We start from the raw sequence: 26,657 nt of genomic DNA on the forward strand, positions 1-26,657 counted from the left end.
ACGACAAAGCCCGGCCCTCATCAGGCCGGGCTTTGGATTCGTGCCGCCGCCTGGTCGTCGAGCATGGCGATCGATGCGAGCGCGGTCGCGGTGTGCTTCTCCTTGCCGTCGATGATGCAGAACACGTCGGCTGCGACGACCGCGACCTGGCGTCCGGGCTTGATCACGCGCGCCCGGCAGATCAAGCGATCGCCCGACGCCGGCGATAGCAGGTTCAATTTGTACTCCGCGGTTAGCGCCGGCTGGCCGCGCGACGTCGCCGCCGCGATCGTGGTGGCGTTGTCGACCAGAAACGCCGTCACCCCGCCATGGAACAGGCCGTGCTGCTGCAACAGCTCCGGCCGACGGTCGACCGCGAGCGTGCACGCCCCGCGCGACAGTTCGGCCACCTCGGCGCCGACCAAACCCATAAAACCCTGACGGCCGACATTGTCGCGAATTCGCGTCGCGATCGGCGCAAAGTCCGGATCGATCTCGCTCATGACGTCCCTACAGCTCGCTCTGGTGCACCCGGCGCCACCACCGCGCGGATCGCACAGGCGATCAGCGTCTCGACCTGTTCGCGCGGATCGTTCTGATGGCGGCCCGACAGATAGGCGCGGCAGAAGATCTGCGCCGGCCCGATGATCTGGCTGAAGAACAGCGTCGGAGTCATCGGCAGCAACTCGCCGCGCGCGAGCAGCGGCGCGCGCCAGCGTTCGATGGCCTCGATGAGCCGCGAATTCTCGCTGCGCTGCGCGCCGCGCACCTCCTCGCCCCACTCGCTGCGCGAAATCTCGAACAGGAAGCGCGCCTCGCGCCGGAACGTCACGACCCAATCGAGATGGGCGTGGATCAGCCGCGCGACGCCGTCGCTGGCGCCGTGCGTATCGTTGACGGAGGCGATGATCGCGGCGTGATAGGTTTGCAGGATCTCCAGGAACAGGGTTCCGGCGAGCTGCTTCTTCGAGGTGAAGAAGTGGAAGAAGCTGCCGTTGGAGGCGCGGGCGCGGGAGCGGATCTCGGCCACGGTTGCGCCCTCGAAGCCGTCGCGGTCGAACACCGCCAATCCCGCCGCCAGCAGATCTTCGCGTGCCGTACCCACCTCGTCCCCTCGGTTAGATCAATACTCTAGAGCTTTGCTCTAGTGGCGGTCAAATGAAAACGCCGGCCCTCTACGGGTCCGGCGTCGGTAATTACTTCGAGCTTGGCGCCTCCGGCGGACCGGAGCCTGGCGTCGTCGGGGGCGGCGGGGGCGGCGGCGCGGTCGCGGTCACCGGCGGCGCGGCGGGAGCAGGAGACGCAGCGGCGGGCTCGGACGCGGAAGGCGCCGGCGTGACCTGCGGAACCGGGTCGGAGCGCACGGCTGCAGGCTCGCTGCTGCTCTTCGGCGCATCGAGCTTGGCCGAGTCGGGCTGGCTGGCAGGTTTCGCCGGCTTCTCGGCCTCGCCCTTGTCTTCATGCTTCACGGCCGTCTGGGCCTTGGGCTCGTCGCCCGCGGCCTCGCCCTTCGGCGCCTCGTCCGACCGTGGCTCCTCAGCAGGCCTGCCGCGACGGCCATGCTTCTGGCGCGACGGCCTGCCCTCGCTTGCGGCCTGCGGCGTCTGGCCATCCTCCGGCTTGGCGCCCTCGGGCGGCTCGGTCGGGCGGGCCATGCGCTTGCCCCGGTGGTGACCGGGACGTCCGTCAGGATTCAACCCGTCCGCATCGGGCTTTGCTCCATCCTTTGCACCTTCCTGCGCAGCTTCCTTGGCACCTTCCTGCGCCGTGCCCTGATGCTGCCGGCGCGACGAACGCTCGGAGGCCTGCTCCGGAGGCTGGTTTGCCTCCTGCCTGGCTTCCCTGCCCTTGGCTCCCTTGGCCCCCTTGGGCTGGTCCTTGGCCTGGTAGCGCGGATCGTTGGCACCGTTCGAAATCAGGTAGGACGACAACACGCCGGCCATGTCGCTCGATGTGGTGTAGTGCTGACGCAGGAAGCCCGGCAGCGAACCGGCCGGCACGGTCTTCAGCAGGCCGCGCGGGCTCTTGTGGCAGGCCGTGCAGGTGTTAGCGAAAATCTGGGAGGGGCTTTTGCCGGCCTCGAGGTTTTGTGCGCGCGCTGACCCGGCCGACAGGCCAATCAGAAGCGTCACCGTCGCCAGACTGAGGGCTCGGCTCAACATTCCTTAAGTCTCCAGATTCCGGAAAATTCGCCGTCGGCGCCTGATGGATCGGCCGCGGCGGTCACCTTTTAGACGATTATCGCGCGAATGGAAGCGCACGCGTGACGCATCCACGCAATTGTCACATTTTGGAATATCGGCTTTGAGCACAACGCAATAGCGTGATCCAATTCGCTGCTTATGTTTAATTTGGGGACACATTGGAGTGATCGGCTCCGGTTGTGTCGATGTGCAGCTGGCCGCTCCGTTGGTGTCTCGATGGACCGATTGTTGCGATACTTCTTGGGGCGCTTTATCCGCCGCGGTTCGATCACGTTCACGACCGCGAGCGGCGCCCGATTCACATGCGGTGATGGCACCGGCGTTCCGGTGGCCGTACGCTTCATGACCAGGGCTGCCCAGTTCCGCGTGCTGGTCGATCCCGAACTTTACCTCGGCGAAGCCTTTATGGACGGCACGTTCGTGGTGGAACAAGGGACCATCGCCGATGTGCTGGCCGTCCTGATGGGTCAGGCGGCCATGCTGCCGAACTTCGCCAGGCTACAGGCCTGGCTGCGCTTCCTCGGGCGGCGCGCCCAGCAGATCAACGTGCGCGGCCGCTCCAGAAGCAATGTCGCCCGCCATTACGACCTCGACGGCCGCCTCTATTCCCTCTTCCTCGACGCCGACAAGCAATATAGCTGCGCCTATTTCGAGACGCCGGACGCCACGCTGGACGACGCCCAGCTCGCCAAGAAGCGCCACCTTGCGGCAAAACTGCTGATCAAGCCCGGCCATCGCCTACTCGATATCGGTTCCGGCTGGGGCGGGCTCGGGCTCTATCTTGCCGAGATGACCGGCGCGGATGTCACCGGCGTCACGCTGTCGACCGAGCAGTTGCAGATTTCCAACGCCCGGGCGGCGGAGCGGAACCTGTCGCAATCGGCGCGCTTCCTGATGCAGGACTACCGCGACATCCCCGGCCCCTTCGACCGCATCGTCTCGGTTGGCATGTTCGAACATGTCGGGGTCGCCTATTACGAGACCTTCTTCAAGCGCTGCGCCGAGCTCCTGAGCGACGACGGCGTGATGCTGCTGCATTCGATCGGCCGCTCGACCGGCCCGGATGTCACCAGCCCCTGGATCCGCAAATACATCTTCCCCGGCGGTTACATCCCGGCCCTGTCCGAGGTGATGCCGGCGATCGAGAAGGCCGGCTTGCTGATCTGCGACATGGAGATCCTGCGGCTGCACTATGCCGAGACGCTGAAAGCGTGGCGCGAGCGCTTCATGGCGCGGCGCGAGGAGGCCGTGCGGCTTTACGACGAGGCCTTCGCCCGGATGTGGGAGTTCTACCTCGCCGCCTCGGAGATGTCGTTCCGGGTGCAGAACATGATGAACTTCCAGCTCCAGCTCACCAAACGCCAGGGCATCGTCCCGATGACCCGCGACTATATCGGGCGCGAGGAAGCCCGGCTGCGGCTGAAGGAAGCCGACGCCGCCAAGCCCCGGCTGCAACTCGCCGGCGAGTAAGCTCGATAGGATAGGTGCTGTTAGTTGCGGAGGCTGTAGGCCGACCCGCAATGGACGAAGGTCGGGGCCGGACGTGCCAGATGGGCCGCGGCGGCCGAGATCAGCCCTGCGTCACAGGGAGCATTCCGGACCTCAGGACGCGCCGCTTGCTCCATGGCGTCGACAAGCGCGGCCAGCCAGCGGCGGTCCACACCGCCTGTGCGGCCAAACCCCGATCCAAGCCCCGATCGCGCTGTCTGAAACTCTTGAGCCATCGCCGCCGTATCTTCCCTGAGCGACTACAACCCGGAATCCGCCGGATCGTTCCCGCGATCCCGCTGCAAAGAAAGTGCAGCAGGTGTGATCTGCTTCACAGAGGTCTGTTCCGGGCTGTCGTAGTGGTCCGGAATGACCCGAGAAACGCACCAGACGATGTTGGACCCGCAGCGCGATATCGCGACCGACTACGCCCTGATCGCCACCGGCGTGGTGGCCGCCTTGATCGCGCTGGCTTTCCTTATCCTGATCTGAAGGAACCGGGGCCAGCAGCCTCCTCGCCTTTGGATAGGTCGGCTCGCCCCCAAAAAGGTTCAGGCTGGGTCCGTCTTTTCCCAACGACATTGCTGATCGGCCGCCGCCCGCCGAATCCCGGGCCAACCCCCGTCAAGCGGAATGCATCCGGCTGTCGCGGATTCACACACCGCGTTGTGTGAATCGTGCATAAGAAACATCCGTCCTTTCGCTTCGTGCCGGGCTGGCGCTTGATCGCCGCCCCACAGCCGAAAATCGCAGCAACGACGCAATCAGAAGAATAAGCTCGTCCATGGCCTTGATTGATTCGAACGTCCACAAGCTCGCGCCCGACGCCGCATCGCCGACCTATCGCAATGCGCCGCACAACATCGAAGCGGAACAAGGTCTGCTGGGCGCCATCCTGGTCAACAATGACGCGTTCTATCGCGTATCCGACTTTCTCGAGGCAAAGCACTTCTTCGAAGTCATCCATCAGCAGATCTACGAGACAGCCGGTAGTTTGATCCGGATGGGCAAGGTTGCAACGCCCGTCACCCTGAAAACCTTCCTGCCCGCCGAGCTCGACCTCGGCGGCATGACGGTCAGCCAATATCTCGCCCGCCTTGCGGCCGAAGCGACCACCATCATCAACGCGCAGGATTACGGGCGCACGGTTTACGACCTCAGTCTGCGCCGCAACCTGATCCAGATCGGCGAGGAGATCGTCAACGTCGCCTACGACGCGCCGGTCGATTTCGCTCCGCGTGCGCAGATCGAGGACGCCGAGCGGCAGCTTTACGCGCTCGCCGAGACCGGCCGCTATGACGGCGGCTTCCAGCGCTTTGCCGATGCGCTCACGGTCGCCGTCGATATGGCGGCAAAGGCATTCCAGCGCGACGGCAAGCTGTCGGGCATCTCGACTGGCTTGCGCGATCTCGACGCCCGCATGGGCGGCTTGCAACCCTCCGACCTCATCGTGCTCGCCGGCCGTCCCGGCATGGGCAAGACCTCGCTCGCCACCAACATCGCCTACAACATCGCGAAGGCCTATGTGCCCGAGGTCCAGGCCGACGGCACCGTCAAGGCCGCCAATGGCGGCTCGGTCGGCTTCTTCTCCTGCGAAATGAGCGGTGAGCAGCTCGCTACCCGTATTCTCGCCGAACGCACCGGAATTCCGTCGAGCCACATCCGCCGCGGCGGCATCTCCGAGCTCGATTTCGAGAAGATCCGCGACTGTTCGATCGAGTTGCAGTCGCTGCCGTTCTATGTCGACGAAACCGGCGGCCTCTCGATCTCGCAGCTCACCGCGCGGGCGCGGCGGCTCAAGCGTCAGAAGGGTCTCGACCTGATCGTGATCGACTACATCCAGCTGCTGCAGGGCTCCGGCAAGAAGGGTACCGACAACCGCGTGCAGGAAATCACCGAGATCACCACCAGTCTGAAGGCGCTGGCCAAGGAACTGAACGTTCCGGTGATCGCACTGTCGCAGCTGTCGCGTCAGGTCGAAAACCGCGACGACAAGCGGCCGCAACTGTCCGACCTGCGTGAATCCGGGTCGATCGAGCAGGACGCGGACGTCGTGATGTTCGTCTATCGCGAGGAATACTACCTTGCGAACAAGGAGCCGCGCCCCGGCACCCCCGAGCACGAGAAGTGGCAGATGGAAATGGGCCTCGCCCACGGCAAGGCCGAAGTCATCATCGGCAAGCAGCGCCACGGCCCGACCGGCACCGTCGAACTGCACTTCGAGGCCAGCGTCACCCGGTTCGGCGATCTCGCGGCCGACGGTCAGGTTCCGGATCACGCCCATTGATTCCGCTGCGCGGTTGAACGGCGGAAGCCCGCCGCGTACAACTGCGCCATGAACATCGTGACCGACGCGAAATCGCAGCTGACACCCGAAGCCAATCTGCTGGCGGCCCACCCGGCCGCCACCGGCATCCTGACCATCGACCTCGACGCCATCATCGCCAACTGGCGCAAGCTCGAGAAGACCGCGGTCCCCGCCGAATGCGCCGCCGTGGTCAAGGCCAACGCCTATGGCTGCGGCGCCGAGCAGGTGTCGCGGGCGCTCGCCAAAGCGGGCTGCAAGACCTTCTTCGTCGCCAATGTGGAGGAGGCCGCCGTGGTGCGCGCGGCCGTTCCGCAGGCGACCGTGTATTCGCTCGGCGGCTTCTTCCAGCAGACCGGCGATGCCTACGCAAGGATCGACTGCAAGCCCGTGATCGGCGATCTCAACGAACTCGCCGAATGGGATGTGTTCTGCCGCCGCTCCGGCTGGTCCGGCGGCGCCGCCATTCATATCGACACCGGCATGAACCGGCTCGGGCTCACGGTCAGCGAGGCGCAGGGCATCATCCCGCGGATCAATGCCGGCGATCACGGCATCACGCTGGTCATGAGCCACCTCGTCTCCGCCGAGATGCTCAACAGTCCGGTCAACGCCAGGCAGCTTTCGAGCTTCCGCGAGATCGCAAGCCTGTTCACCGGCGTGCCGGCCTCGCTGGCGAACTCCTCCGGCGTGTTCCTCGGCGCCCAATTCCAGTTCGACATGGTACGGCCGGGCTGCGCGCTCTACGGCGTCAATCCGACGCCGGAGGCCGACAACCCGATGCAGCCGGTGGTCGACCTCAAGGCGCGCATCGTGCAGATCCGCAACATCGATCGCGGCGAGACCGTCGGCTATGGCGGCACCTGGACCGCGCGCCGGCCGACCCGGCTTGCGATCATCGCCGCCGGCTATGCCGACGGCTATTTCCGCGCCGCCAGCGCCAATGACGGCACCCGCGGCGCCGAGGTCATGGTCGCCGGCAAGCGCTGCCCGATCGCCGGCCGCATCTCGATGGACCTGATCGCGGTCGATGTCACCGACCTCGACAAGAACGCGGTGCGCCGCGGCCACATGGTGACCTTGATCGGCGAAGGCATCACCGTCGACGAGGTCGCGCATCATTTCGGCACCATCGGCTACGAGGTGCTGACCAGCCTCGGCCGCCGCTTCGTGCGCATCTACAAGGGCGGCGATGCGGTTGCCGCGACAAGCGGCGCGGCCGCAGAGAAAGTTGACGCGGTCTCCGAGGCGAGCGAACCGGCCGCCACGCAAGCGGCGCCGCCAGTTTTGCCGACGGCAGCGCCTGCTGCACCGCCGCCATTGCCATCCGCCTGACGGCATTGAATCGGCGCGATCGTTCGACCGCATGAAGATCGCGACCTTCAACATCAACAACGTCAACCGCCGGCTGCCCAATTTGCTGCGCTGGCTGAAGGCGGCCAAACCGGACGTCGTCAGCTTGCAGGAGTTGAAGGCCAGCGACGCCGAGTTTCCGGCGGCCGCGCTCGCGAAGGCCGGCTACCGCGCGGTGTGGCAGGGACAAAAGACCTGGAACGGCGTCGCCATCCTGGCGCGCAGCGCCGATCCGGTGCTGATCCGCACCGCCCTGCCCGGCGATCGCGACGACCACGAGGCGCGCTACATCGAGGCCGCGGTGCGCGGCGTCGTCGTCACCAGCCTCTACCTGCCGAACGGCAATCCGCAGCCCGGACCGAAATTCGAGTACAAGCTCGCCTGGTTCAAGCGGCTGCGCGCCCACGCCGCCAAGCTGCTGAAGCAGGAGGTGCCGGTGGTGCTCGCCGGCGACTACAATGTCGCACCGACGCCACTCGACATCTATCCGACCCGCTCGTGGGACAAGGATGCCCTGATCCAGCCGAAGAGCCGCGCCGCATTCAAGGCGCTGGTCGATCAGGGCTGGTGCGATGCGATCCGCACGCTGCATCCGGACCAGCCGATGTTCACCTTCTGGGACTACAAGCGCCAGCGCTGGCCGCGCGATGCCGGCCTCCGGCTCGATCATCTCTTGCTCAGCCCCGAGATCGCCGCGCGGCTCGCGAAAGCCGGCGTCGACCGCGACATTCGCGGCGAGGAAGGTGCCAGCGATCACGCACCGGCGTGGGTGGTGTTGAAGTGATGGTGTCAGCCCCACCACCGCCGTCGTCCCTGCGAAAGCATTGCGAAAGCAGGGACCCATGCTCCGCGGCGGCTGTTGTTGAAGAGACTCGTCGTTCGGGCGTCGCTCAACAATGACTGCCTGTGGTTATGGGTTCCTGCTTTCGCAGGGACGACGCCGAATATGTGGCGCTATCCGCGACCCTTGCGCCGCCGGGCCAATCGGTGGCATGGGCAAATCTCCTCTCGGAGCGGACAGGTGGGCTTCGTCTTCGTCCTGATCGTCGGCCTCGTCGCCGGCACCATTTCCGGCATCGTCGGCACCGGCTCGTCGATCATGCTGATGCCGGTTTTGGTCTATCAATACGGCCCGAAACAGGCGGTGCCGATCATGGCGGTCGCCGCCGTGATGGCCAATCTGTCGCGCATCCTGGCCTGGTGGCGCGACGTCGACTGGCGCGCTTGCGCCGCCTATTCGATCACGGGCATTCCGGCCGCCGCGCTCGGCGCGCGCACGCTGCTCGTGCTGCCCTCGCGCGTGGTCGATATCGCGATCGGCGTGTTCCTGATCGCGATGGTGCCGGTGCGGCACTGGCTGGCGCAGCACAAGCTCAAAGCCGATCTCTGGCATCTGATGGTCGGCGGCGCGCTGATCGGCTACCTCACCGGCATCGTCGCCTCGACCGGCCCGCTCAGCGTGCCGCTGTTCCTGTTCTACGGTCTCAACAAGGGCGCGTTCCTCGCCACCGAAGCGGCGAGCTCGCTCGGGCTCTATCTCAGCAAGTCGGTGACCTTCGAACGCTTCGGCGCGCTGACACCGGACATCGCGCTGAAAGGGCTGATCGCCGGCGCCTCGCTGATGGCGGGCGCCTTCATCGCCAAACGCTTCGTGCTGCACATGAAGCCGGAGGCGTTTCGCCTGATCATGGACGGCATCATGCTGGCGGCGGGCACGGCGCTGCTGTGGTCGGCAATGGCGTCGTAGGCTCACAGGCATGTCGTAAGTCTACGGGGTTTTGCGCAGCCCGCGGCGTGTACCCCGAAAGAGTTTTGTTGAGCACCGACCTTCCGTTGTTCTCCGGATTGCCCGTATCCGATCGGATGACTAAAGACACTGTATTGCTTCCGTTCGAACGTTACTGAAAAAGGACTTTGTACAAGCAAGCATCGTGAAGTCGATCGGAACTCCGGGTGCAAGACCCGATAACCCAGACGACACGATGCGATGCCGCCGCGCCGCATCTCAGCGGCCGTTATTACCGATGTCGCCTCGGAGCCAAAGCATCGACCTGTCGCGAGTCGGCGCAATGGGAGTCGCGGGTCATCAAACGCCCACGACTGGCAGGAAAGGCAGGCGCGTGATGCGCAAAGTGATTATCGCCTCCACGATGATGTTGATCGTCGCGCTCGTTGGCTCGGCCGTCTGGCCGACAGCAAAGCCCGATGTCGAACACTTCGGAGACAGCGTCTACGAGACGATTTGGGTCTGGCGCATTCCGGCCTACGCCAACAATCCGTCCTGGCGCGTTCGCTGGAGCTGGAGCGATCCGCTGCGCGCCCAGGCCAGATGCTGCCGGGCGCTGCCGGCGAGCCTGGCGCCGCGCGAGCATTCGCCGCTGCTGTTGTCGGTGCGAGACATCCGCGTCTAGCCGCCGTGGCCGCGCGCGCAACAAGCGACTCGCAAGCGCCGAGCATGCGAACGACTGTTTTCCTTTTTCCTTTTGCAGTTCCCCTCGCGCCGAAGCGCATTTGATTCAAATTCGCGCTGTAGTTGAACTTACTTTTTATCCTTAACCAGAAACCCGATCTTTGATTTACATCTGCAAGATGCGGTTTACCTTGTCTCCGCGAACGCAGCGGATTCAGGGACGACAACAAGATGCGCCAGTTAAGCCTCACGCTCTTGTTGGCCTTGCTTCTCGCAACACGAGCTTTGAGTGTCGCCGCCGACGATTCGAAACAGGGCCCACCGAGTTCCGCTGTCGCTGCTGACCGCGTCGTGTGCCCTCTGCAACCGAAAGCTGTAGAACCGTCCGATCCGCCGTCGACCTCGGCAATCCCCCACGTCGAAAAATTCGTCGCACGGGAACATTTCAAGGAGGACATCGCGTCGAGCGCCGCGGTGAAGATCTCCTGGCTCGGCGCGACCTTCGCGCAGCGCTTCGCGAACAAGGTCGAGGACGATATCGGCGGCGCATCGTTGCAGACCTTCGTCCTGATCGCGGTCTCAAGCGACAGGGAGATCCTGGTCAGACTGGGCCAGAGCCACGAGAGCCGGCTGGCCGATGTCTGGTGCGCGTTGATGCGGCAGCCCAACGGCAGCGGCGGTCCGCTCGAGGTCAACGCCAAGCCGAATGTCTTCTATGTCCGCGATAGCGCGGGCGAGCTTGGCGCCGTCGACGTGCTGTGGGGTGGCGTCGGCTGGGAGATCGGCGCAAGCCCGGTCGGCGACAAGCCGCGATGGCCGGCCGGAACACGGGTGTTTTCCCGCTGATCGGCGGCGTCAATGGATCGTGCGCGGCGGCCGAACCGTGTTATGCATCACGTGCGATAGCGCGACTCACCTGCTCCATGGCCAAATCGACCCTCTCCTTTGTCTGCCAGAACTGCGGCGCGGCGTATAATCGCTGGCAGGGCAAGTGCGACTCCTGCGGCGCATGGAACACGCTGGCCGAGGAGGACACCACGGGCTCGGTGCCGGTCTCGATCCGCTCCAAGCGCAAGGGGCGGACGTTCGCGCTGGAATCACTGTCCGGCAAGACCCAGGACGCGCCGCGGCTCTCATCGGGCATGGCTGAGCTCGACCGCGTCACCGGCGGCGGCTTCGTGCGCGGCTCGGTGCTCCTGGTCGGCGGCGATCCCGGCATCGGCAAATCCACGCTGCTGACCCAGGCCACCTCCATGATGGCGCGCGCCGGCCACCGCGCGGTCTATATTTCCGGCGAAGAGGCGGTCGCCCAGGTGCGGCTGCGCGCCGAGCGGCTCGGGCTCGCCGACGCGCCGGTGCAACTCGCCTCGGAAACCTCGGTCGAGGATATCGTCTCGACGCTGTCGGAAGGCGCGGTGCCGCGGCTGATCGTGATCGATTCCATCCAGACCATGTGGACCGACACGGTGGAATCCGCGCCCGGCACCGTGACCCAAGTCCGTGCCTCGGCGCAGGCCCTCATTCGCTTCGCCAAGAAGACTGGCGCTGCGATCATCCTGGTCGGCCACGTGACAAAAGACGGCCAGATCGCCGGCCCGCGCGTGGTCGAGCACATGGTCGATGCGGTGCTGTCGTTCGAGGGTGAAGGCTCGCAGCAGTTCCGCATCCTGCGCTCGGTGAAGAACCGCTTCGGCGCGACCGACGAGATCGGCGTGTTCGAGATGACCGGGCTCGGCCTGCGCGAGGTCACCAACCCGTCCGAACTGTTCCTCTCGGAACGCGAACTCGGCAGCCCCGGCACGGCTGTGTTCGCCGGCATCGAGGGCACCCGCCCGGTGCTGGTCGAGTTGCAGGCGCTGGTGGCGCCGACCTCGCTCGGCACGCCGCGCCGAGCCGTGGTCGGCTGGGACCCGAGCCGGCTGTCGATGGTGCTGGCGGTGCTGGAAGCGCATTGCGGCGTCAAATTGTCCGGACATGACGTCTATCTTAACGTCGCCGGCGGCCTGCGCATCCAGGAGCCGGCCGCCGACCTCGCTGCGGCCGCCGCGCTGGTGTCCTCGCTGGTGAATGCGCCGCTGCCGACGGATGCGGTCTATTTCGGCGAGATTTCGCTGTCGGGCGCGATCCGCCCTGTGGCGCAGACCCCGGCCCGGCTGAAGGAAGCCCTCAAGCTCGGCTTCGGCCGCGCCATCCTGCCCGAATCGGCCCGCGGCGAACCGGGTGGCGATATGGGGCTCTCGCTCAACAGCGTCGGCAATCTGACCACGCTGGTCGCCGAAATTGCCGCGCGCGGAACGCCCCGCGGCGGCCGGGCTGCGCCCCGGGACGACGAAGGTACGCCAAGAGGCGACCCGGGTGGCTCCGGAGACGCTGATAAGGCTGGGAAAAATGCCACACCGGCCCGATTCCGTCGCGAGACCACCTAAAGCGGGCGTGACGTCTCAGCCCCTCGCCGCTATACATCCGCCGCGCGGGACAGGTGGTGTTGCGGCCTTGCCGGAATGCCCCGATGCGCCTCAGTTAGGACGGCACCGTCTTTGCCGATTCGCGAGAGCTCTCACAGCGTAAGCCCTTAACAGCGTACCGAAACGTACCAGCGGACCTGACCAGCCGATGCCCGTAACACTACTCGATCTCGTCCTGCTCGGCGTGATGCTGATCTCGGGCCTGCTTGCCATGGTGCGCGGCTTCATGCGCGAGATCCTGTCGATCGCGGCCTGGGGCGCCGCCGCGCTGGTCACGCTGTATGCTTTCTCGAAGCTGCTGCCGACCGCCAAAACTTACTTCAACAACGACACGGTCGCGGCCATCGTCGTGGTCGCCGGCACCTTCATCGGCACGCTGATCGTGGTTTCCGTGATCACGGTGCGGATTTCCGACATGATCCTGGATTCCCGGATCGGCGCGCTCGACCGCACCCTCGGCTTCCTGTTCGGGCTCGCCCGCGGCCTGCTGATCGTGGTCGTGGCGTTCATGTTCTTCACCTGGCTGGTTCCGGACAAGCAGCGGCCCGACTGGGTGACCGGCGCGAAGTCCCGGGTGGTGCTGCAGGGAACCGGGGATTGGCTCATGACGCTCTTGCCTGATGACCCCGAGAACACCATCTTAAAGAAGTTCAAGAAGAATAAGCCAGACGACGATTCTGCGGCCGATACCAATGATCAGGCGACGCCGACGTCGGGTGATGGCTATAGCAAACCTGCGCGTGACAGCTTGAAAAAGCTGATCGAGAAACCCGCGGGCCGATAAACTATTTGGGCCCTTACGAGAGGCGATGAACGAGATGCAGACCCCTTCGGATCATAGCGACCAAATGGATCTCGACCTCGGCCCGATCGAACTGCAAGACGACCCCAAAAACGACCCTCTCAGATACCACCCCGATCTCGATGGCGACACGCTCCGCGAGGAATGCGGCGTGTTCGGCGTCTTCGGCCATCCCGAGGCCGCCGCCATCACCGCGCTCGGCCTGCATGCGCTCCAGCACCGCGGCCAGGAGGCCGCCGGCATCGTCTCCTTCGACGGCGGCCGCTTCCACAGTGAACGCCGCCTCGGCCTGGTCGGCGACGCCTTCTCCCGCCGCGAGGTGATCGATCGGCTGCCCGGCAACGCCGCGGTCGGCCATGTCCGCTATTCCACGACCGGCGGCACCATCCTGCGCAACGTGCAACCGCTGTTCGCCGAGCTCAGCGCCGGCGGCTTCGCGGTCGGCCATAACGGCAACCTGACCAACGGCCTGACCCTGCGCCGCGAGCTGGTCAAGGGCGGCGCCATGATGCAGTCGACCACCGATACCGAGGTGATCCTGCATCTGGTCGCGCAGTCGAAGCGCACCCGCTTCATCGACCGTTTCATCGAGGCGCTACGCACCATCGAGGGCGCCTATGCGCTGGTCGCGCTGACCAACAAGAAGCTGGTCGGCGCGCGCGACCCGCTCGGCATCCGCCCGCTGGTGCTCGGCGACCTCGACGGCCGCCCGATCCTGACCTCGGAGACCTGCGCGCTCGACATGATCGGCGCCAAATATGTCCGCGACATCGAGCCCGGCGAGATCATCGTGTTCGACGAGCACGGCGCGCACAGCCACAAGCCGTTCCCGCCGAAGCCGGCGCGGCCCTGCATCTTCGAATACATCTATTTCGCCAGGCCCGACTCCATCGTCGGCGGCCGCTCGGTCTACGACGTGCGCAAGGCGTTCGGCGCCCAGCTCGCGCGCGAGAGCCATCCCGAGGTCGACGTCGTGGTGCCGGTGCCGGATTCCGGCGTGCCCGCCGCGGTCGGCTACAGCCAGTATTCCGGCGTGCCGTTCGAGCTCGGCATCATCCGCAACCACTATGTCGGCCGCACCTTCATCCAGCCGACCCAGACCGTGCGCGAGCTCGGCGTGCGCATGAAGCATTCGGCCAACCGCGCCGCGATCGAGGGCAAGCGCATCATCCTGATCGACGACTCGCTCGTGCGCGGCACCACCTCGAAGAAGATCGTGCGCATGATGCGCGATGCCGGCGCCCGCGAGGTGCATTTCCGCCTCGCCTCGCCGCCGATCCTCTATCCCGACTATTACGGCATCGACCTCCCGGACCGCGGCGGTCTGCTGGCGGCGACCCATTCGCTCGAGGAGATGCGCGACATCATCGGCGCCGACTCGCTCGCCTTCCTGTCGATCGACGGCATGTACCGCGCGATGGGCTATGAGGGCCGCGATCCGGCCAATCCGAAATTCGCCGACCATTGCTTCACCGGCGCATATCCGACCCACCTCACCGACCAGAGCGAAACCGAGGCCGCGCCGCGCCAGCTCTCGCTGCTGGCGGAGGCGAGCTGACGCGAAGCGTCATCCCGGGGCGATGCGCAGCATCGAACCCGGGATCTCGAAGTTGTCTTGCGTTCTTGCATCAAATTTCGAGATTCCGGGTCTGGTCCTTCGGACCATCCCGGAATGACCATGTGTTTTGGCCACGGCCGGGCTTGTCCCGGCCATTTCAGTCTGTAATACCCCCGGCAAAGACGCGGACAGACCGACATGACAAAACCCCTCGCCTCCCGGATTGCCCTCGTGACCGGCGCCTCGCGCGGCATCGGCTATGCGACATCAGTCGCGCTGGCCAAGGCCGGCGCGCATGTCGTGGCGGTGGCGCGCACCCAAGGCGGGCTGGAAGAGCTCGACGACGCGATCCGCAAGGACGGCGGCAGCGCCACGCTGGTGCCGCTCTCGCTCACCGATTACGAGGGCATCGCGCGGCTCGGGCTCGCGCTGCATGAGCGCCACGGCAAGCTCGACATCCTCATCGGCAATGCCGGCACGGCGGGTCCCTCGTCGCCGCTCGGCCATATCGAGCTGAAGCCGTGGAACGACGTGATGGCGATCAACGTCACCGCCAACTTCCAGCTGATCCGCTGCATGGACCCGCTGCTGCGGCAGTCGGACGCCGGCCGCGCGGTGTTCGTGACCTCGGGCGTGGCGCACAAGGCCAGCGCCTATCTCGGCCCCTATGCAGCCTCCAAGGCCGCGCTCGACGCGCTGGTGCGCTCCTGGGCCAACGAGACCGCCAACACGCCGCTGCGCGTCAATCTTTTCAGCCCCGGCCCGATCCGCACGAGGATGCGCGCGCAGGTGTTTCCCGGCGAAGACCCGATGACGCTCGATACGCCCGACATGGCCGCGGAGTTCATCGTGCCGATGTGCTCGCCCGAATGGACCGAGACCGGCAAGCTGTACGACTACAAGGCACGCACGCTGCGCACGTTCCAGCCGCCGGCGTAAATGAATCCTCCCGTAGCCCGGATGGAGCGCAGCGCACTCCGGGCTGTTTCTTCGCCGAAAGACGTGTCCCGGATTTCGCTTCGCTCCATCCGGGCTACGCAACGCCTGCAATGGCGGGAGACATTGACTCGCCCCCCGCCCCACGATTGACTGCCCTCCCCAGCGGCACGGCCCGCCAAGAAAACTCTCGGGAGGCATCATGACGCCGACGTTCAATCGCGCGCGCTCCATTCTGTCCGGATTGTTCCTCTCCGCCGGCATCGCATCCTCAGCGCTTTTCATTCCGCCCGCGCCCGCCCGGGCCGGTGACGTCCCGACCTTCACGGTCGACGCGTCCTGGCCGAAAGAGCTGCCCAACAACTGGATCCTCGGCCAGATCGGCGGCATCACCGTCGACTGGCAGGGCCACATCTGGGTGATCCACCGGCCGCGCTCGCTGACTGACGGCGAGAAGGCGGCGAGCCTGACCCCGCCGCGCGCAAAGTGCTGCGTCGCGGCGCCGCCGGTGTTGGAGTTCGACGCCGACGGCAATCTGTTGCGATCCTGGGGCGGTCCCGGCGACGGTTATCAATGGGTCGGCCGCGAGCACGGCATCGAGGTCGACGAGCGCGGCTTCGTCTGGATCGGCGGCAATGCCGATGAGGACAGCGAAATCCTGAAGTTCTCGCTCGACGGCAAATATCTCGGCCAGATTGGCAAGGTCGCCGCGCGCACCAATAGCAACGACCCCACCCAGCTCGGCCGGCCCGCGGGGATCGCGGTCGATAAGGATGCCAACGAGCTCTACGTCGCCGACGGCTACGGAAACCGCCGCGTCATCGTGTTCGACGCCACCACGCTGGCCTACAAGCGGCACTGGGGCGGCTATGGCAAATTGCCGACCGACGACAAGCAGCCGCCCTACGATCCGAGCGCGGCGGTGCAGGAACAGTTCGGCAATCCCGTGCATTGCATCAAGATCGCCAGTGACGGGCTGGTCTATGTCTGCGATCGCAGCCAGGACCGCATCCAGGTGTTCCAGAAGAACGGCACCTTCGTGCGGGAATGGTTCTACGAAAAGAACACCCGCGGCGACGGCGCGGTGTTCGATCTCGCGCTGTGGCCCGATCCGAAGCAGAGCTATCTGCTGAACGCCGACGGCACCAACAACGAGATCCGCGTCATCAAGCGCGACGATGGCTCCGTGGTCGGCACCTTCGGCCATAGCGGCCGCAATGCCGGACAATTCGCCCTGCTCCACGTCATAGCGGTCGACCAGAAGGGCAACGTCTACACCGGCGAGGTCGACGGCAAGCGGATCCAGAAATTCAAGCCGATCTCGGATGCGCTTAAATAAGAGGCGACGACGTGCCTCCTTCGGCTTTATGCGCATTGCCGCTTGCCCAAGGACAGGGTAAGCGGAAACCCGAACCATCGGCACAAGGCCCCGCAAGAGGGCTGTCCGGAAAAGTTTACAGTGGAGGGAATGTCTTATGACGACGACACTCGCACGGCGCCACGCCGTGCTTCTCGCTTGCGCTGCACTCGGCCTCGCAACGCCGGCCCTTGCTCAAGACAAGAACGTCAAGATCGGCGTGCTGAACGACATGTCGGGCCTCTATGCCGACATCGGCGGCCCGAACTCGGTGGCGGCCGCCAACATGGCGGTGGAAGACTCCGGTCTGCTCGCCAAGGGCTGGAAGATCGAGGTGCTCAGCGGCGATCACCAGAACAAGCCCGACGTTGGCGTCAACATCGCGCGCAACTGGATCGACAATGAGAAGGTCGACATCATCACCGATACGCCGAACTCCGGCGTCGCGCTGGCGGTGAGCAATCTCGCCAAGGAGAAGAACTCGATCGTGCTCAACTCGGGGGCTGCGACCGCCGACCTCACCGGCAAGGCCTGCAACGCCAACACGATCTCGTACACGTTCGACACCTACATGCTGGCCCACGGCACCGGCCAGGCGCTGACCAAGGCCGGCGGCGACACCTGGTTCTTCCTCACCGCCGACTACGCCTTCGGCCATGCGCTGGAGCGCGACACCACGGCGGTCGTCACCGCGAATGGCGGCAAGTCGCTCGGTGGCGTCAAGCACCCGCTCAACACCGCCGACTTCTCCTCGTTCCTGCTGCAGGCGCAGGCCTCCAAGGCAAAGGTCATCGGCCTTGCCAATGCCGGCGGCGACACCACCAACGCGATCAAGCAAGCGTCCGAATTCGGCATCACCGCGAGCGGACAGAAGCTCGCGGCGCTGCTGTTGTTCGTCAACGACGTGCATGCGCTCGGCCTCAAGATCGCGCAGGGCCTCACCTTCACCGAGTCATTCTACTGGGACGCGAACGACCAGACCCGCGCCTGGTCGAAGCGCTTCCAAAAGGTCTCGCCGAAGGGCTCGATGCCGTCGATGACGGTGGCCGGCGTCTATGCCGGCGTGCTGCATTATCTGAAGGCGCTGGACGCGATGGGCGGCAATCCGCATGACGGCGCCAAGGTGGTCGCCAAGATGAAGGAGATCCCGACCGACGATCCCTTGTTCGGCAAGGGTCCGCTGCGGATCGACGGCCGTCGCATCATCCCGGCCTATCTGTTCGAGGTGAAGAAGCCGGAAGAGTCGAAATATCCCTGGGATTATTACAAGCTGATCGCCACCATCTCGCCGGAAGACGCCGCCAAGCCGCTCGAAGCGAGCGATTGTCCGCTGGTGAAGAAGTGACTGCGTAGCAGTCATTCCGGGACGCGCAATGCGCGAACCTCAGATGCGCAATTGCGCATCGGGGAATCTCGAGATTCCGGGTCTGGTGCTTGCGCACCATCCCGGAATGACACGCTCCGTATCAGCGAGCTGTCGTAGGGTGGGTTAGCGAAGCGTAACCCACCATCTCTCTTCGCGGCACGAAGTCGGTGGGTTACGCCTTCGGCTAACCCACCCTACGATTTCTGTGATGTCGCGCGCCATGCGATCGCGAGCGCGAGCAGCAGCAGCGCGCCGGCCAGATAGAACGGCGCGCCGGGCATCTTGAACGGCGCGCTCTCGCCGATGAAATAGGCGAAGGTCAGCGTGAACAGGAACGGGCCGATCAATTCCGATATGCTCTGCACGCTGGATGTCGCGCCCTGCAACTGGCCCTGCTGGTCGGCGGCGACGAGCTGCGTCGTCAAGGCCTGCGTCGCGGCGCCGGAAATCCCCCACAGCGCCATCACGGGAATGCCGATCCAGAATAATTGGCCTGACGGCGCGGCGCCGAAGATCACGAAGCCCAGGGCGCCACAGACGAGGCCGAGGAACAACGCGTTGCGCTCGCCGAGCCGCTGCACGATCGGGCCGATCGCCGCGCCCTGCACGATCATGCCGCAGAGGCCGACCAGCGCCAGCGTCGCACCGACGGTGCCGGTGTCCCAGCCGTAGCGATAGGTGGCGTAGAGCACGAACACCGAGGGCAGCACGACATGCGCGAGCTGGCCGAAGAACGTCGCCAGCGACAGCCCGGCGAGCGTCGGGTTGGCGCGCAGGAAATGCATCGCGCCGATCGGATTGGCGCTCTTCCATTTGAACGGCGCGCGCCGCTCCACCGGCAGCGATTCCGGCAGGATGAACAGGCCGTATAGCCCGTTGACGAAGCTCAGGCCGGCCGCCGCCCAGAACGGCAGCCGCGGATCGATCTCGCCAAGCAGGCCACCGAGCGCCGGCCCCAGGATGAAGCCGGCGCCGAACGCCACGCCGATCTTGCCGAACATCGCGGCGCGCTGCTCCGGCGCGGTGATGTCGGCGATATAGGCGAACACGGTCGAGATGCTCGACGAGGTGATGCCCGAGATCGCCCGCCCGATGAACAGCCAGATCAGGTTCGGCGCCAGCGCCATCAGCACGTAGTCGGCGGCAAGGCCGAAATTGGACAGCAACACCACCGGCCGGCGGCCGAAGCGATCGGACAGTGCGCCCAGGATCGGCGAGCAGACGAACTGCATCAACGCCCAGATCGAGCCGAACACGCCGAAGATGCGTGCCGCGCTGGCGGTGTCGTTGTCGACAAAGCCCTCGATCAGCTTGGGCAGGATCGGGATGATGATCCCGAGCGCGAGCATGTCGAGCAACAGGGTGATGAAGATGAAGATCACCGCGCCGCCGCGCGGTTGCGCTACAGCAACCGTGTCATTCTCGTTTTGACGCGTTTTCTTCACGCGAACCGGTACCCACTTCGCTCGAAAACGCTATGCCCGTTCACGACGGCCGTTTGCGCTTGTGGGCGAACGGATTGGCCTTCTCACGCAGCGTGATCCGGATCGGCGTGCCCGGCAGATCGAAGGTCTCGCGCAGCGAGTTGATGAGATAGCGCAGATAGGATCGCGGAATCGCGTCCGCACGCGAGCAGAACAGCACGAAGCTCGGCGGGCGCGCCTTCACCTGCGTGATGTAGTTCAGCTTCAGCCGGCGGCCCGAGACCGCCGGCGGCGGGTTGGCCTGGATCGCCTGCTCGAACCAGCGATTGAGCGCCGAGGTCGGCAGCCGCCGGTTCCAGACCGCATAGGCCTCCTGGATCGCCGTCATCAGTCGGTCGATGCCCTCGCCCATCAGGCCGGAGACCGCGACAACAGGCGCGCCCTTGACCTGCGGCAGCCAATGGTCGGCATCGGTGCGCAGTTGCGAAATCTGGTTGGGCTTGCGCTCGACCAGGTCCCATTTGTTGACCGCGAGCACGATCGCGCGGCCCTCGCGCTCGATCAGATCGGCGATGCGCAGATCCTGCTCCTCGAACTTGTTCTGCGCGTCCATCATCATGACAACGACTTCGGCGAAGCGCACCGCGCGCAGCGCGTCGGCGACCGAGAGCTTTTCCAGCTTCTCCTCGATCCGCGAGCGGCGGCGCAGCCCGGCGGTGTCGAACACCCGGAACTGGCGGCCCTGCCAGGTGATCTCGACTGCGATGGAATCGCGCGTGGTGCCGGCCTCGGGGCTGGTCAACAGCCGCTCCTCGCCGAGCAGATGGTTGATCAGGGTCGACTTGCCGGCGTTGGGCCGGCCGACGATGGCGACGCGGATCGGGCGCTGCGCGGCCTCCTCCTCGGAGATGTCCTCGTCATCCTCGATCTCGGCGTCTTCTTCCGACGTCTCGGGCACCAGCGCGCTCAGCGCCTCGTGCAGGTCGCCCATGCCCTCGCCATGCTCGGCCGAGATCTGCACGGGATCGCCGAGCCCGAGCGCATAGGATTCCATGGCGCCGATCTCGCCATGCTTGCCCTCGGCCTTGTTGGCGACCAGCACGACCGGCTTGTTGGCCTTGCGGGCGAAGTCGGCGAAGGCGCGGTCGGTCGGGGTCAGGCCGACGCGGGCGTCGATCACGAACATCAGCGCGTCGGCGAGCTCGATCGCGGTCTCGGTCTGCTCCTGCATCCGCGCCGTCAGCGAGCCCTTGGCGCCCTCGTCGAGCCCTGCGGTGTCGATGATGGTGAAGTCGAGATCGTAGAGCTTGGCCTGGCCCTCGCGGCGGTCACGGGTGACGCCGGGCTCGTCGTCCACCAGCGCGAGCTTCTGGCCGACCAGCCGGTTGAACAGCGTCGACTTTCCGACATTGGGCCGGCCGATAATGGCGATGGTAAAAGACATGGATCATCCAGGCGCGGTCTGTCATCCGCGGGTCAAAGTGCTCGAAAGAACTACAGCACGAATGGAGAGCGGTCGAAGCAAATGATGGGGCTCCTTCTCCCTCTCCCCGTTCTTACGGGGAGAGGGTTGGGGTGAGGGGCCGTCTCCGCGAACACCGCAAGATGTGAGTTCGTGGAGACCCCCCTCACCCGGAATTCAAGCTGTGCTTGAATTCCGACCTCTCCCCGCAGGCGGGGCGAGGTGGAATCCCACAGGCGATTAGCGGCTGAATCCGCCGCTCGGTAGCGGCGCGGGAAACGCGCCGCCGGATTGTTGCGTGGTCTGGGTCTGCTGCTGGGCCGGAGCGGCAGGCTGCGCCTGCTGGTCGTCGGCGGGCGGCGCGGTGGTGCGGCGGCGGACGATCTTCTTCGGCTTCGGATCGGACGGCACCGCGGCGGGGCCCCCCTCCTCGGTCGCGGCATCGGGAGCAGCCGCCTGATCCGCTGATGGCGCGGCGCGCTTGGCGTGCTTCTTGGCGCCTTTCGGCGACTCCGGTGCTGGAGCCGGCTGGGCAGCCGCGGCCGCCGCAGCGTTCTGCTGGTCGAGCTGCTCCTGCTGCGAGCCCTTGTACAATTCCTTCGGCACGCCCTGCTCGAGGCCGGGCACGCCTTCGGGGAACACCGGCTTGCGGTCGCCCCGGCAGCTTCTTCTTGGTGTCGAGGAAGTCGAGCATGTCGCTCGGGTCGAAATTGGCCATGCCGCCACTGCCGCAGCCGGCCAGCGCGCCGCAAAGCGCGGTGAGGACTGCGGCTGCGATCAGGCGTTGCGAGCGTCGCATGGTCGATCTCTCACTCAAACTCGGGTTTCGCGCCTGTCAGCTCTTGGCGACCGGCGGCAACAGGGCCTGCAGCGCTTCGGCGCGCGAGCGCATGCTCGGCGGCGTCTCGCCGTCATTGGCAATCTGGTCGAGCCATTGCCGCGCCGCGGCGGTATCGTTGGCGCGCCAGGCGGACAGCGCCAGCAACTCGCGCGCGGAGTGACGGAACGTCGAATCCTTCGACGTCGCCACAGCCTCGAGCCGCTGCAGCATGTTCGGATAGGTCGTGGATTCCATCACGAGCTGCGCGGCGCGGATCCGCGCCAGATCCTGATCGGGGCCGCCGACGCTGCGATCGGCTGCGATCTCGTCATAGAGTTTTGCGGCGGCCGGCTGGTCGCGGGTCGCGACCTCGGCGGCCATGCGCAGCCGTGCCAGCGTGCGGTAACCGGACGGGGCCTTGGTGATCAGGTCGGCAAAGGCAGCCTCGGCCTCGGCGTGCTTGTTCTGGTCCGACAGCTCGACGGCGCGGTCGAACGCCGCACCGGCCACGGCAGCCTTCTTGGCCTCAAGATATTGGTAGCCGCGCCAGCCACCGACGCCGGCGACCACCAGGACCGCCAGCGCGATGATAAAGATCGAGTACTTGTCCCACAGCTTCTTCAGCTGATCGCGACGGACTTCCTCGTCTACTTCGTCAAATAATTCAGACACTTAAAGCTATCCCATCCCCTCGGGACCGCGAATCTGGGTGGAGCTCTGCCCCTACCCGATCCCCACATCGCGGCGGCGTTACCCTAACGGTGTGGCGGAGGCAAGGCAAAGCGAGGCGGATCAAAGCGTTAACCGGGGACGTTTGTCCTGCCCAGATCACGCCCCCGCCAGCGTCTCCCGCAGCTGCCGCTTGATCACCTTGCCGTTGGCGTTGCGCGGCAGCGGCGTTGTGCTGAGCACCATGGTCTCCGGCACCTTGTAATCGGACAGGCGCTCGGCGCACCAGGCGCGCAGGCTTTCCGCATTCACCTCGCTGCGGGTCACGATCACCGCGTGCACACGCTCGCCGAGCACCGGGCACGGCTTGGCGATGATCGCGCTCTCGATCACAGCCGGGTGGCCGGCAAGCACCGACTCGACCTCGGCGGAATAGATCTTCAGGCCGCCGCGGTTGATCATGTCCTTCTGGCGGTCGAACACGCGGACGAAATTGTCGGCATCGACCGAGCCGAGATCGCCGGAATGCCAAAAGCCCGCGGTAAAACTCTCGGCGGTCGCCTTCGGATTATTCCAGTAGCCCTTGATGACAGAGGCGCTGCGGATCCAGAGCTCGCCGATCTCGCCGCGCGGCACCTCGCGGCCGTCGGCGCCCATCACGACGATCTCGGCGCCGGGACATGGCAAGCCGACGCTGTCGATATGGGCCGCGGTGAGTTCGCCGGGCATCAGCGTCGAAGGCGACGTCGTCTCGGTCGCGCCGTAGCAATTGGCGAGCTTCAGTCCGGGAATCTTGGCGTCGAGCTTTTCGATGGTCGCGACCGGCATCGGCGCGCCGCCGAAGCCGCCGATCCGCCAGCTCGACAGGTCATAGCTGTCGAAATCCGGCTGCATCAGGCAGAGATTATACATCGCCGGCACCATCACCGTATAGGTGACGCGCTCGCGCGCCGCGACCTTGAGATACTCGGACGCCTTGAACTCCGGCATGATGATCAGCGCGCCGGCGCAGCGGGCCATCGTGGTGACATTGGCGACCGCGCCGGTGACGTGCGCGAGCGGCACTGCGGCGATCGAACAATCGGCCTTGGTCAGCTTGAGGCAGGATGCGAACACCATCGAGGAGTGGATGATGTTGCAATGGGCGAGCATCGCGCCCTTGGGCCGGCCCGTAGTGCCCGAGGTATAGAGGATCATCGCGGTGTCCTCTTCCCTCACCTCCGCCGGTGCCTGCGCCGGAACATTGTCGCGCAGCGGACCGAATTGCGACGCGCTGTCGTCGCTGACCGAGAGGCGATGCGCGAGGCCGGGAATATCGGCCGCATCAGGGATGCGGTCGGCAAGCGTGGCCTCATGGACCAGGCATTTTGCGCCGCAATCGTTCAGCACATAGGCGATCTCGGGCTTTTGCTGGCGCGTCGAGAGCAGCACCGTGACCAGCCCGGCATGCGCGGCAGCAAACATCGTCAGCACGAACTCGATGCGGTTGCCGAGCAGAATCGCGACGCGGTCGCCGGGCGCAAGACCGAGTTTTGAGAACCCCGCCGCGACCTTGGCCGATTGCTCGGCGACCTCGCGCCAGCTCATTCGCGTCGCGCCGCAGACCAACGCCTCGCCGTCGCCGTTTTGCGCCACGGCGTCCGCGATCATCGCCCACAGGCTGGCCGGCCGCTCCGCGAATGCCGGCACGACGCGATCGCCGAAGCGGAGCTCGAGCCGCATCGGCGGCAATCCGTATTGCGACCAGTCCATGCGTGCCTCGTCAGCTCTTCTTCATTCCGTAGACGTGCTCCGGCCCCGGGAAGGCGCGGCTCTTGACGTCGCGCGCATAGCCCGCGACCGCTTCCTCGATCGCGGGGCCGAGATTGCCGTAGCGGCGGACGAATTTCGGCGCGCGCGGCGACAGGCCGAGCATGTCCTCGAGCACCAGCACCTGACCATCGCAGGCCGCGCTGGCGCCGATGCCGATCGTCGGCACGGCGATCGACTGCGTGATCTTGCGCGCCAGCGGCTCGGCGACCGCCTCGACCACGATCGAGAACGCGCCCGCCTCCGCAATGGCCTTGGCGTCGTTTTCGATCGGCGCCCAGGTCTCCTCCTCGCGGCCCTGGGCGCGGAACGAGCCCAGCGTGTTGATCGACTGCGGCGTCAGGCCGATATGGCCCATCACCGGAATGCCGCGCTCGGACAGGAACGCCACCGTCTCGGCCATCCGCGCGCCGCCCTCGAGCTTGACCGCGCCGCACAGCGTTTCCTTCATGATCCGCACCGCGGACTGGAACGCCTGCTCCTTCGACCCCTCATAGGAGCCGAACGGCATATCCACGACAACCAGCGCGGCCTGCGAGCCGCGCATCACCGCGCGGCCTTGCAGGATCATCATGTCGAGCGTCACCGGCACCGTGGTCTCGAAGCCGTGCATGACGTTGCCGAGGGAATCGCCGACCAGGATGGCGTCGCAATGGCGGTCGACCAGTGCCGCGGTGTGCGCGTGGTACGACGTCAGCATCACGATCGGCTCGCCATTCTTGCGGGCGCGCAGATCCGGCGCGGTCTTGCGCTTGATGGCGGATTGAACAGACATAGTCAGGCTCCCATGACAGGCACGCCGATCACGACCGCGTGGAACGCAAACGCCAGCGCCAGATAGACGATGACACCGACCGCGATCGCGATCAGGTCGTTGGTCGGGCCGCCCACCGGGATCGGCGGCGCACCGGCATCGGCGCGACGCTTCAGCGAGATCCGGTCATAGACCGCCCAGCCGAGGAACGAGCCGAACAGGATGATCGAGCCGAGATCGCCATTGGCGAGCAGATGCGCGAATGCCCACAGCTTCACGCCCGCCAGCATCGGATGCTTCAGCGTGGTGTAGATGCGGCCGCGGATATAGGCGGCGACGACGAGGATGACGGCGGGCAGCATCAGCGCCACCGCAATGTGCTTGAAGGCGGTCGGCGGCGTCCAGACGTCGATCCAGCCGGTCGCGCGGTAGTGGCCGAAACCCCAGATGATCAGCGCAAGCCCTGCGAACGACACCAGGGAATAGACGCCCTTGTAGGCCCCCTCGCCCATCGCAGTGACGATGCCCGCGCGCAGGTCGCGCAGGCTGGTCAGCACATGGATGCCGAGGAACAGCACGAGACCCAGGATCATGACGAGCAGTCCCACGATGTTCCTCCGCTGATTGATTGATGCCCTCGCCTAACATCTTCAGACTGCGGAAAGCAATGCGTTGCAGCCTATGCCGTCATTCCGGGATGGCCCGCAGGGCCAGACCCGGAATCTCGAGATTATAGCGCGCGCAAGCCAACCTCCAGATTCCGGGTTCGATGCTTCGCATCGCCCCGGAATGACGTGCCATCACGGATTGCCGGCCGGCTTGGCCAGCTCCCGATTGTCGACATAGCGGATCATGATCGGGCGGCCGGCCAGCGCGCCGCCGAGCCCGCCGGTGAATTTCAGCGGCAGGCAGGCACCCAGCGAGGCATTGATGGCGTTGAGGTAGGTGGTGCGGGTGTCGGCCGGGATGCCCCGCGTCGAAAACGTCAGTCGTGGCGCGCCGATCATCTCACCGGATCGCTTGAAGCTGAAGCGCACCGACATCTGCATGCCCGCGCGCGCATCGCCCGGTGGCGGCGGCGCCCAGCAGGAGCGCAATGCGGCGAAGAGATCGCCGATGGTATTGAGATCGTGATCCGGCTTGCGGTACTTCTCGGCCTGCCCCTCGGGCGGCACGGTCAGGATCGTGAGCTGGAGATTTTCGCCGTACGGATAATCCATCTCGGGAAAGCACGGCCCGGTGTTGAACACGCTGCAATAAGACGGGATGCAAGGCCCTTCGTCGAGCACACTGCAAGGCGTGTGTGCGAACGGCGCCGGGTTGGTCTGTTGCCGCTGCTGCGCAGAGACAGCGCTCGCGAGCACAAAGGCCAGCATGGCAAAAGCGAGACAGATGGCGACGCGTCGAAACATGCAGACGGACCCGGATTGCGCTCCGGGGAACATGGTACCGCGGCCGGACCGGAGCAAGCCGGGCGACGTTCAATTCCTCGCGCT

General features: G+C 65.7%; 24 protein-coding genes and 1 pseudogene. 14 read left to right on the top strand and 11 right to left on the bottom strand.

Annotated features, from left to right (window positions below; genetic code table 11):
* Positions 1–20 precede the first annotated feature (20 nt).
* From ACVIW0_RS21375 to ACVIW0_RS21385, 3 genes are all read right to left on the bottom strand, one after another.
* Complete coding sequence (locus ACVIW0_RS21375; protein ID WP_461354116.1) at positions 21–482, bottom strand: PaaI family thioesterase; 462 nt, start codon at positions 480–482, stop codon at positions 21–23.
* The gene (locus tag ACVIW0_RS21380; protein ID WP_461354117.1) at positions 479–1,084 is read right to left on the bottom strand and encodes a TetR/AcrR family transcriptional regulator; all 606 of its coding nucleotides are present in this window, start codon (positions 1,082–1,084) and stop codon (positions 479–481) included. The genes ACVIW0_RS21375 and ACVIW0_RS21380 overlap by 4 nt, the downstream gene beginning before the upstream one ends.
* 91 nt (positions 1,085–1,175) lie before the next feature.
* A complete protein-coding gene (locus tag ACVIW0_RS21385; protein ID WP_461354118.1) occupies positions 1,176–2,141 on the bottom strand; it encodes a hypothetical protein in 966 nt (321 codons plus the stop codon).
* Between the two features lie 258 nt (positions 2,142–2,399).
* Between ACVIW0_RS21385 and ACVIW0_RS21390 the strand changes: the two genes are divergently transcribed.
* The 14 genes from ACVIW0_RS21390 to ACVIW0_RS21455 all read left to right on the top strand — a co-directional run bounded on the left by ACVIW0_RS21390 (position 2,400) and on the right by ACVIW0_RS21455 (position 18,202).
* The gene (locus ACVIW0_RS21390) at positions 2,400–3,653 is read left to right on the top strand and encodes a class I SAM-dependent methyltransferase (protein ID WP_461354119.1); all 1,254 of its coding nucleotides are present in this window, start codon (positions 2,400–2,402) and stop codon (positions 3,651–3,653) included.
* Between the two features lie 387 nt (positions 3,654–4,040).
* Positions 4,041–4,163 carry a hypothetical protein gene (locus ACVIW0_RS21395; RefSeq protein WP_321176887.1) on the top strand — a complete coding sequence of 41 codons (123 nt, stop codon included), beginning with the start codon at positions 4,041–4,043 and terminating at the stop codon, positions 4,161–4,163.
* A gap of 292 nt (positions 4,164–4,455) precedes the next feature.
* Positions 4,456–5,958, top strand: coding sequence for a replicative DNA helicase (locus ACVIW0_RS21400; RefSeq protein WP_461354120.1), 1,503 nt, complete (start codon positions 4,456–4,458; stop codon positions 5,956–5,958).
* A 48-nt stretch (positions 5,959–6,006) separates the two neighbouring features.
* Positions 6,007–7,311 (top strand): alanine racemase, encoded by a 1,305-nt coding sequence (gene alr, locus ACVIW0_RS21405; RefSeq protein WP_461354121.1) that lies wholly within the window; start codon positions 6,007–6,009, stop codon positions 7,309–7,311.
* A gap of 31 nt (positions 7,312–7,342) precedes the next feature.
* Complete coding sequence (locus ACVIW0_RS21410) at positions 7,343–8,113, top strand: exodeoxyribonuclease III (protein ID WP_461354122.1); 771 nt, start codon at positions 7,343–7,345, stop codon at positions 8,111–8,113.
* 237 nt (positions 8,114–8,350) lie between these two features.
* Entirely contained in the window at positions 8,351–9,076 is a 726-nt protein-coding gene (locus ACVIW0_RS21415) for a sulfite exporter TauE/SafE family protein (RefSeq protein WP_461354123.1), read from the top strand.
* 376 nt (positions 9,077–9,452) lie between these two features.
* Positions 9,453–9,740: a hypothetical protein gene (locus tag ACVIW0_RS21420; RefSeq protein ID WP_461354124.1), complete on the top strand. Its 288-nt coding sequence runs from the start codon at positions 9,453–9,455 to the stop codon at positions 9,738–9,740.
* Between the two features lie 350 nt (positions 9,741–10,090).
* Entirely contained in the window at positions 10,091–10,585 is a 495-nt protein-coding gene (locus ACVIW0_RS21425) for a hypothetical protein (RefSeq protein WP_461354125.1), read from the top strand.
* 77 nt (positions 10,586–10,662) lie between these two features.
* Positions 10,663–12,165, top strand: a complete 1,503-nt coding sequence (gene radA / locus ACVIW0_RS21430) for a DNA repair protein RadA (protein ID WP_461354126.1) — start codon at positions 10,663–10,665, stop codon at positions 12,163–12,165.
* Positions 12,166–12,352: 187 nt separating this feature from the next.
* Positions 12,353–12,988, top strand: a complete 636-nt coding sequence (locus ACVIW0_RS21435; protein WP_461354127.1) for a CvpA family protein — start codon at positions 12,353–12,355, stop codon at positions 12,986–12,988.
* Between the two features lie 25 nt (positions 12,989–13,013).
* Positions 13,014–14,564, top strand: a complete 1,551-nt coding sequence (purF, locus tag ACVIW0_RS21440; RefSeq protein WP_461354128.1) for an amidophosphoribosyltransferase — start codon at positions 13,014–13,016, stop codon at positions 14,562–14,564.
* Between the two features lie 198 nt (positions 14,565–14,762).
* Positions 14,763–15,503, top strand: coding sequence for an SDR family NAD(P)-dependent oxidoreductase (locus ACVIW0_RS21445; protein WP_461354129.1), 741 nt, complete (start codon positions 14,763–14,765; stop codon positions 15,501–15,503).
* 199 nt (positions 15,504–15,702) lie between these two features.
* Positions 15,703–16,839: an NHL repeat-containing protein gene (locus ACVIW0_RS21450; RefSeq protein WP_461354130.1), complete on the top strand. Its 1,137-nt coding sequence runs from the start codon at positions 15,703–15,705 to the stop codon at positions 16,837–16,839.
* Between the two features lie 136 nt (positions 16,840–16,975).
* Positions 16,976–18,202 carry an ABC transporter substrate-binding protein gene (locus ACVIW0_RS21455; RefSeq protein WP_461354131.1) on the top strand — a complete coding sequence of 409 codons (1,227 nt, stop codon included), beginning with the start codon at positions 16,976–16,978 and terminating at the stop codon, positions 18,200–18,202.
* 215 nt (positions 18,203–18,417) lie between these two features.
* Here ACVIW0_RS21455 and ACVIW0_RS21460 read toward each other — a convergent pair whose 3' ends face one another.
* The 8 genes and pseudogenes from ACVIW0_RS21460 to ACVIW0_RS21495 form a co-directional block, all read right to left on the bottom strand.
* A complete protein-coding gene (locus ACVIW0_RS21460; RefSeq protein WP_461354132.1) occupies positions 18,418–19,668 on the bottom strand; it encodes an MFS transporter in 1,251 nt (416 codons plus the stop codon).
* A gap of 40 nt (positions 19,669–19,708) precedes the next feature.
* The gene (gene der / locus ACVIW0_RS21465) at positions 19,709–21,091 is read right to left on the bottom strand and encodes a ribosome biogenesis GTPase Der (RefSeq protein ID WP_461354133.1); all 1,383 of its coding nucleotides are present in this window, start codon (positions 21,089–21,091) and stop codon (positions 19,709–19,711) included.
* 258 nt (positions 21,092–21,349) lie between these two features.
* Positions 21,350–21,908: pseudogene (locus ACVIW0_RS21470) on the bottom strand (hypothetical protein).
* Positions 21,909–21,944: 36 nt separating this feature from the next.
* A complete protein-coding gene (locus ACVIW0_RS21475) occupies positions 21,945–22,601 on the bottom strand; it encodes a tetratricopeptide repeat protein (protein WP_461354134.1) in 657 nt (218 codons plus the stop codon).
* A 156-nt stretch (positions 22,602–22,757) separates the two neighbouring features.
* Complete coding sequence (locus tag ACVIW0_RS21480) at positions 22,758–24,350, bottom strand: class I adenylate-forming enzyme family protein (protein ID WP_461354135.1); 1,593 nt, start codon at positions 24,348–24,350, stop codon at positions 22,758–22,760.
* A 10-nt stretch (positions 24,351–24,360) separates the two neighbouring features.
* The gene (gene panB, locus ACVIW0_RS21485) at positions 24,361–25,182 is read right to left on the bottom strand and encodes a 3-methyl-2-oxobutanoate hydroxymethyltransferase (RefSeq protein WP_461354136.1); all 822 of its coding nucleotides are present in this window, start codon (positions 25,180–25,182) and stop codon (positions 24,361–24,363) included.
* A gap of 2 nt (positions 25,183–25,184) precedes the next feature.
* Entirely contained in the window at positions 25,185–25,769 is a 585-nt protein-coding gene (locus tag ACVIW0_RS21490) for an NnrU family protein (protein WP_461354137.1), read from the bottom strand.
* 192 nt (positions 25,770–25,961) lie between these two features.
* Complete coding sequence (locus tag ACVIW0_RS21495) at positions 25,962–26,537, bottom strand: hypothetical protein (protein ID WP_461357386.1); 576 nt, start codon at positions 26,535–26,537, stop codon at positions 25,962–25,964.
* Positions 26,538–26,657: the final 120 nt, after the last annotated feature.

The sequence above is a fragment of the Bradyrhizobium sp. USDA 4454 genome (assembly GCF_054822705.1).

Coding starts and splice junctions, on each gene's coding strand:
- ACVIW0_RS21385 (WP_461354118.1), bottom strand. CDS start 2,141: ATGTTGAGCCGAGCCCTCAGTCTGGCGACGGTGACGCTTCTGATTGGC.
- ACVIW0_RS21435 (WP_461354127.1), top strand. CDS start 12,353: ATGCCCGTAACACTACTCGATCTCGTCCTGCTCGGCGTGATGCTGATC.
- ACVIW0_RS21480 (WP_461354135.1), bottom strand. CDS start 24,350: ATGGACTGGTCGCAATACGGATTGCCGCCGATGCGGCTCGAGCTCCGC.
- ACVIW0_RS21450 (WP_461354130.1), top strand. CDS start 15,703: ATGACGCCGACGTTCAATCGCGCGCGCTCCATTCTGTCCGGATTGTTC.
- alr (WP_461354121.1), top strand. CDS start 6,007: ATGAACATCGTGACCGACGCGAAATCGCAGCTGACACCCGAAGCCAAT.
- ACVIW0_RS21445 (WP_461354129.1), top strand. CDS start 14,763: ATGACAAAACCCCTCGCCTCCCGGATTGCCCTCGTGACCGGCGCCTCG.
- purF (WP_461354128.1), top strand. CDS start 13,014: ATGAACGAGATGCAGACCCCTTCGGATCATAGCGACCAAATGGATCTC.
- ACVIW0_RS21400 (WP_461354120.1), top strand. CDS start 4,456: ATGGCCTTGATTGATTCGAACGTCCACAAGCTCGCGCCCGACGCCGCA.
- radA (WP_461354126.1), top strand. CDS start 10,663: ATGGCCAAATCGACCCTCTCCTTTGTCTGCCAGAACTGCGGCGCGGCG.
- ACVIW0_RS21420 (WP_461354124.1), top strand. CDS start 9,453: ATGCGCAAAGTGATTATCGCCTCCACGATGATGTTGATCGTCGCGCTC.
- ACVIW0_RS21495 (WP_461357386.1), bottom strand. CDS start 26,537: ATGCTGGCCTTTGTGCTCGCGAGCGCTGTCTCTGCGCAGCAGCGGCAA.
- ACVIW0_RS21390 (WP_461354119.1), top strand. CDS start 2,400: ATGGACCGATTGTTGCGATACTTCTTGGGGCGCTTTATCCGCCGCGGT.
- der (WP_461354133.1), bottom strand. CDS start 21,091: ATGTCTTTTACCATCGCCATTATCGGCCGGCCCAATGTCGGAAAGTCG.
- ACVIW0_RS21395 (WP_321176887.1), top strand. CDS start 4,041: ATGACCCGAGAAACGCACCAGACGATGTTGGACCCGCAGCGCGATATC.
- ACVIW0_RS21410 (WP_461354122.1), top strand. CDS start 7,343: ATGAAGATCGCGACCTTCAACATCAACAACGTCAACCGCCGGCTGCCC.
- ACVIW0_RS21375 (WP_461354116.1), bottom strand. CDS start 482: ATGAGCGAGATCGATCCGGACTTTGCGCCGATCGCGACGCGAATTCGC.
- ACVIW0_RS21455 (WP_461354131.1), top strand. CDS start 16,976: ATGACGACGACACTCGCACGGCGCCACGCCGTGCTTCTCGCTTGCGCT.
- panB (WP_461354136.1), bottom strand. CDS start 25,182: ATGTCTGTTCAATCCGCCATCAAGCGCAAGACCGCGCCGGATCTGCGC.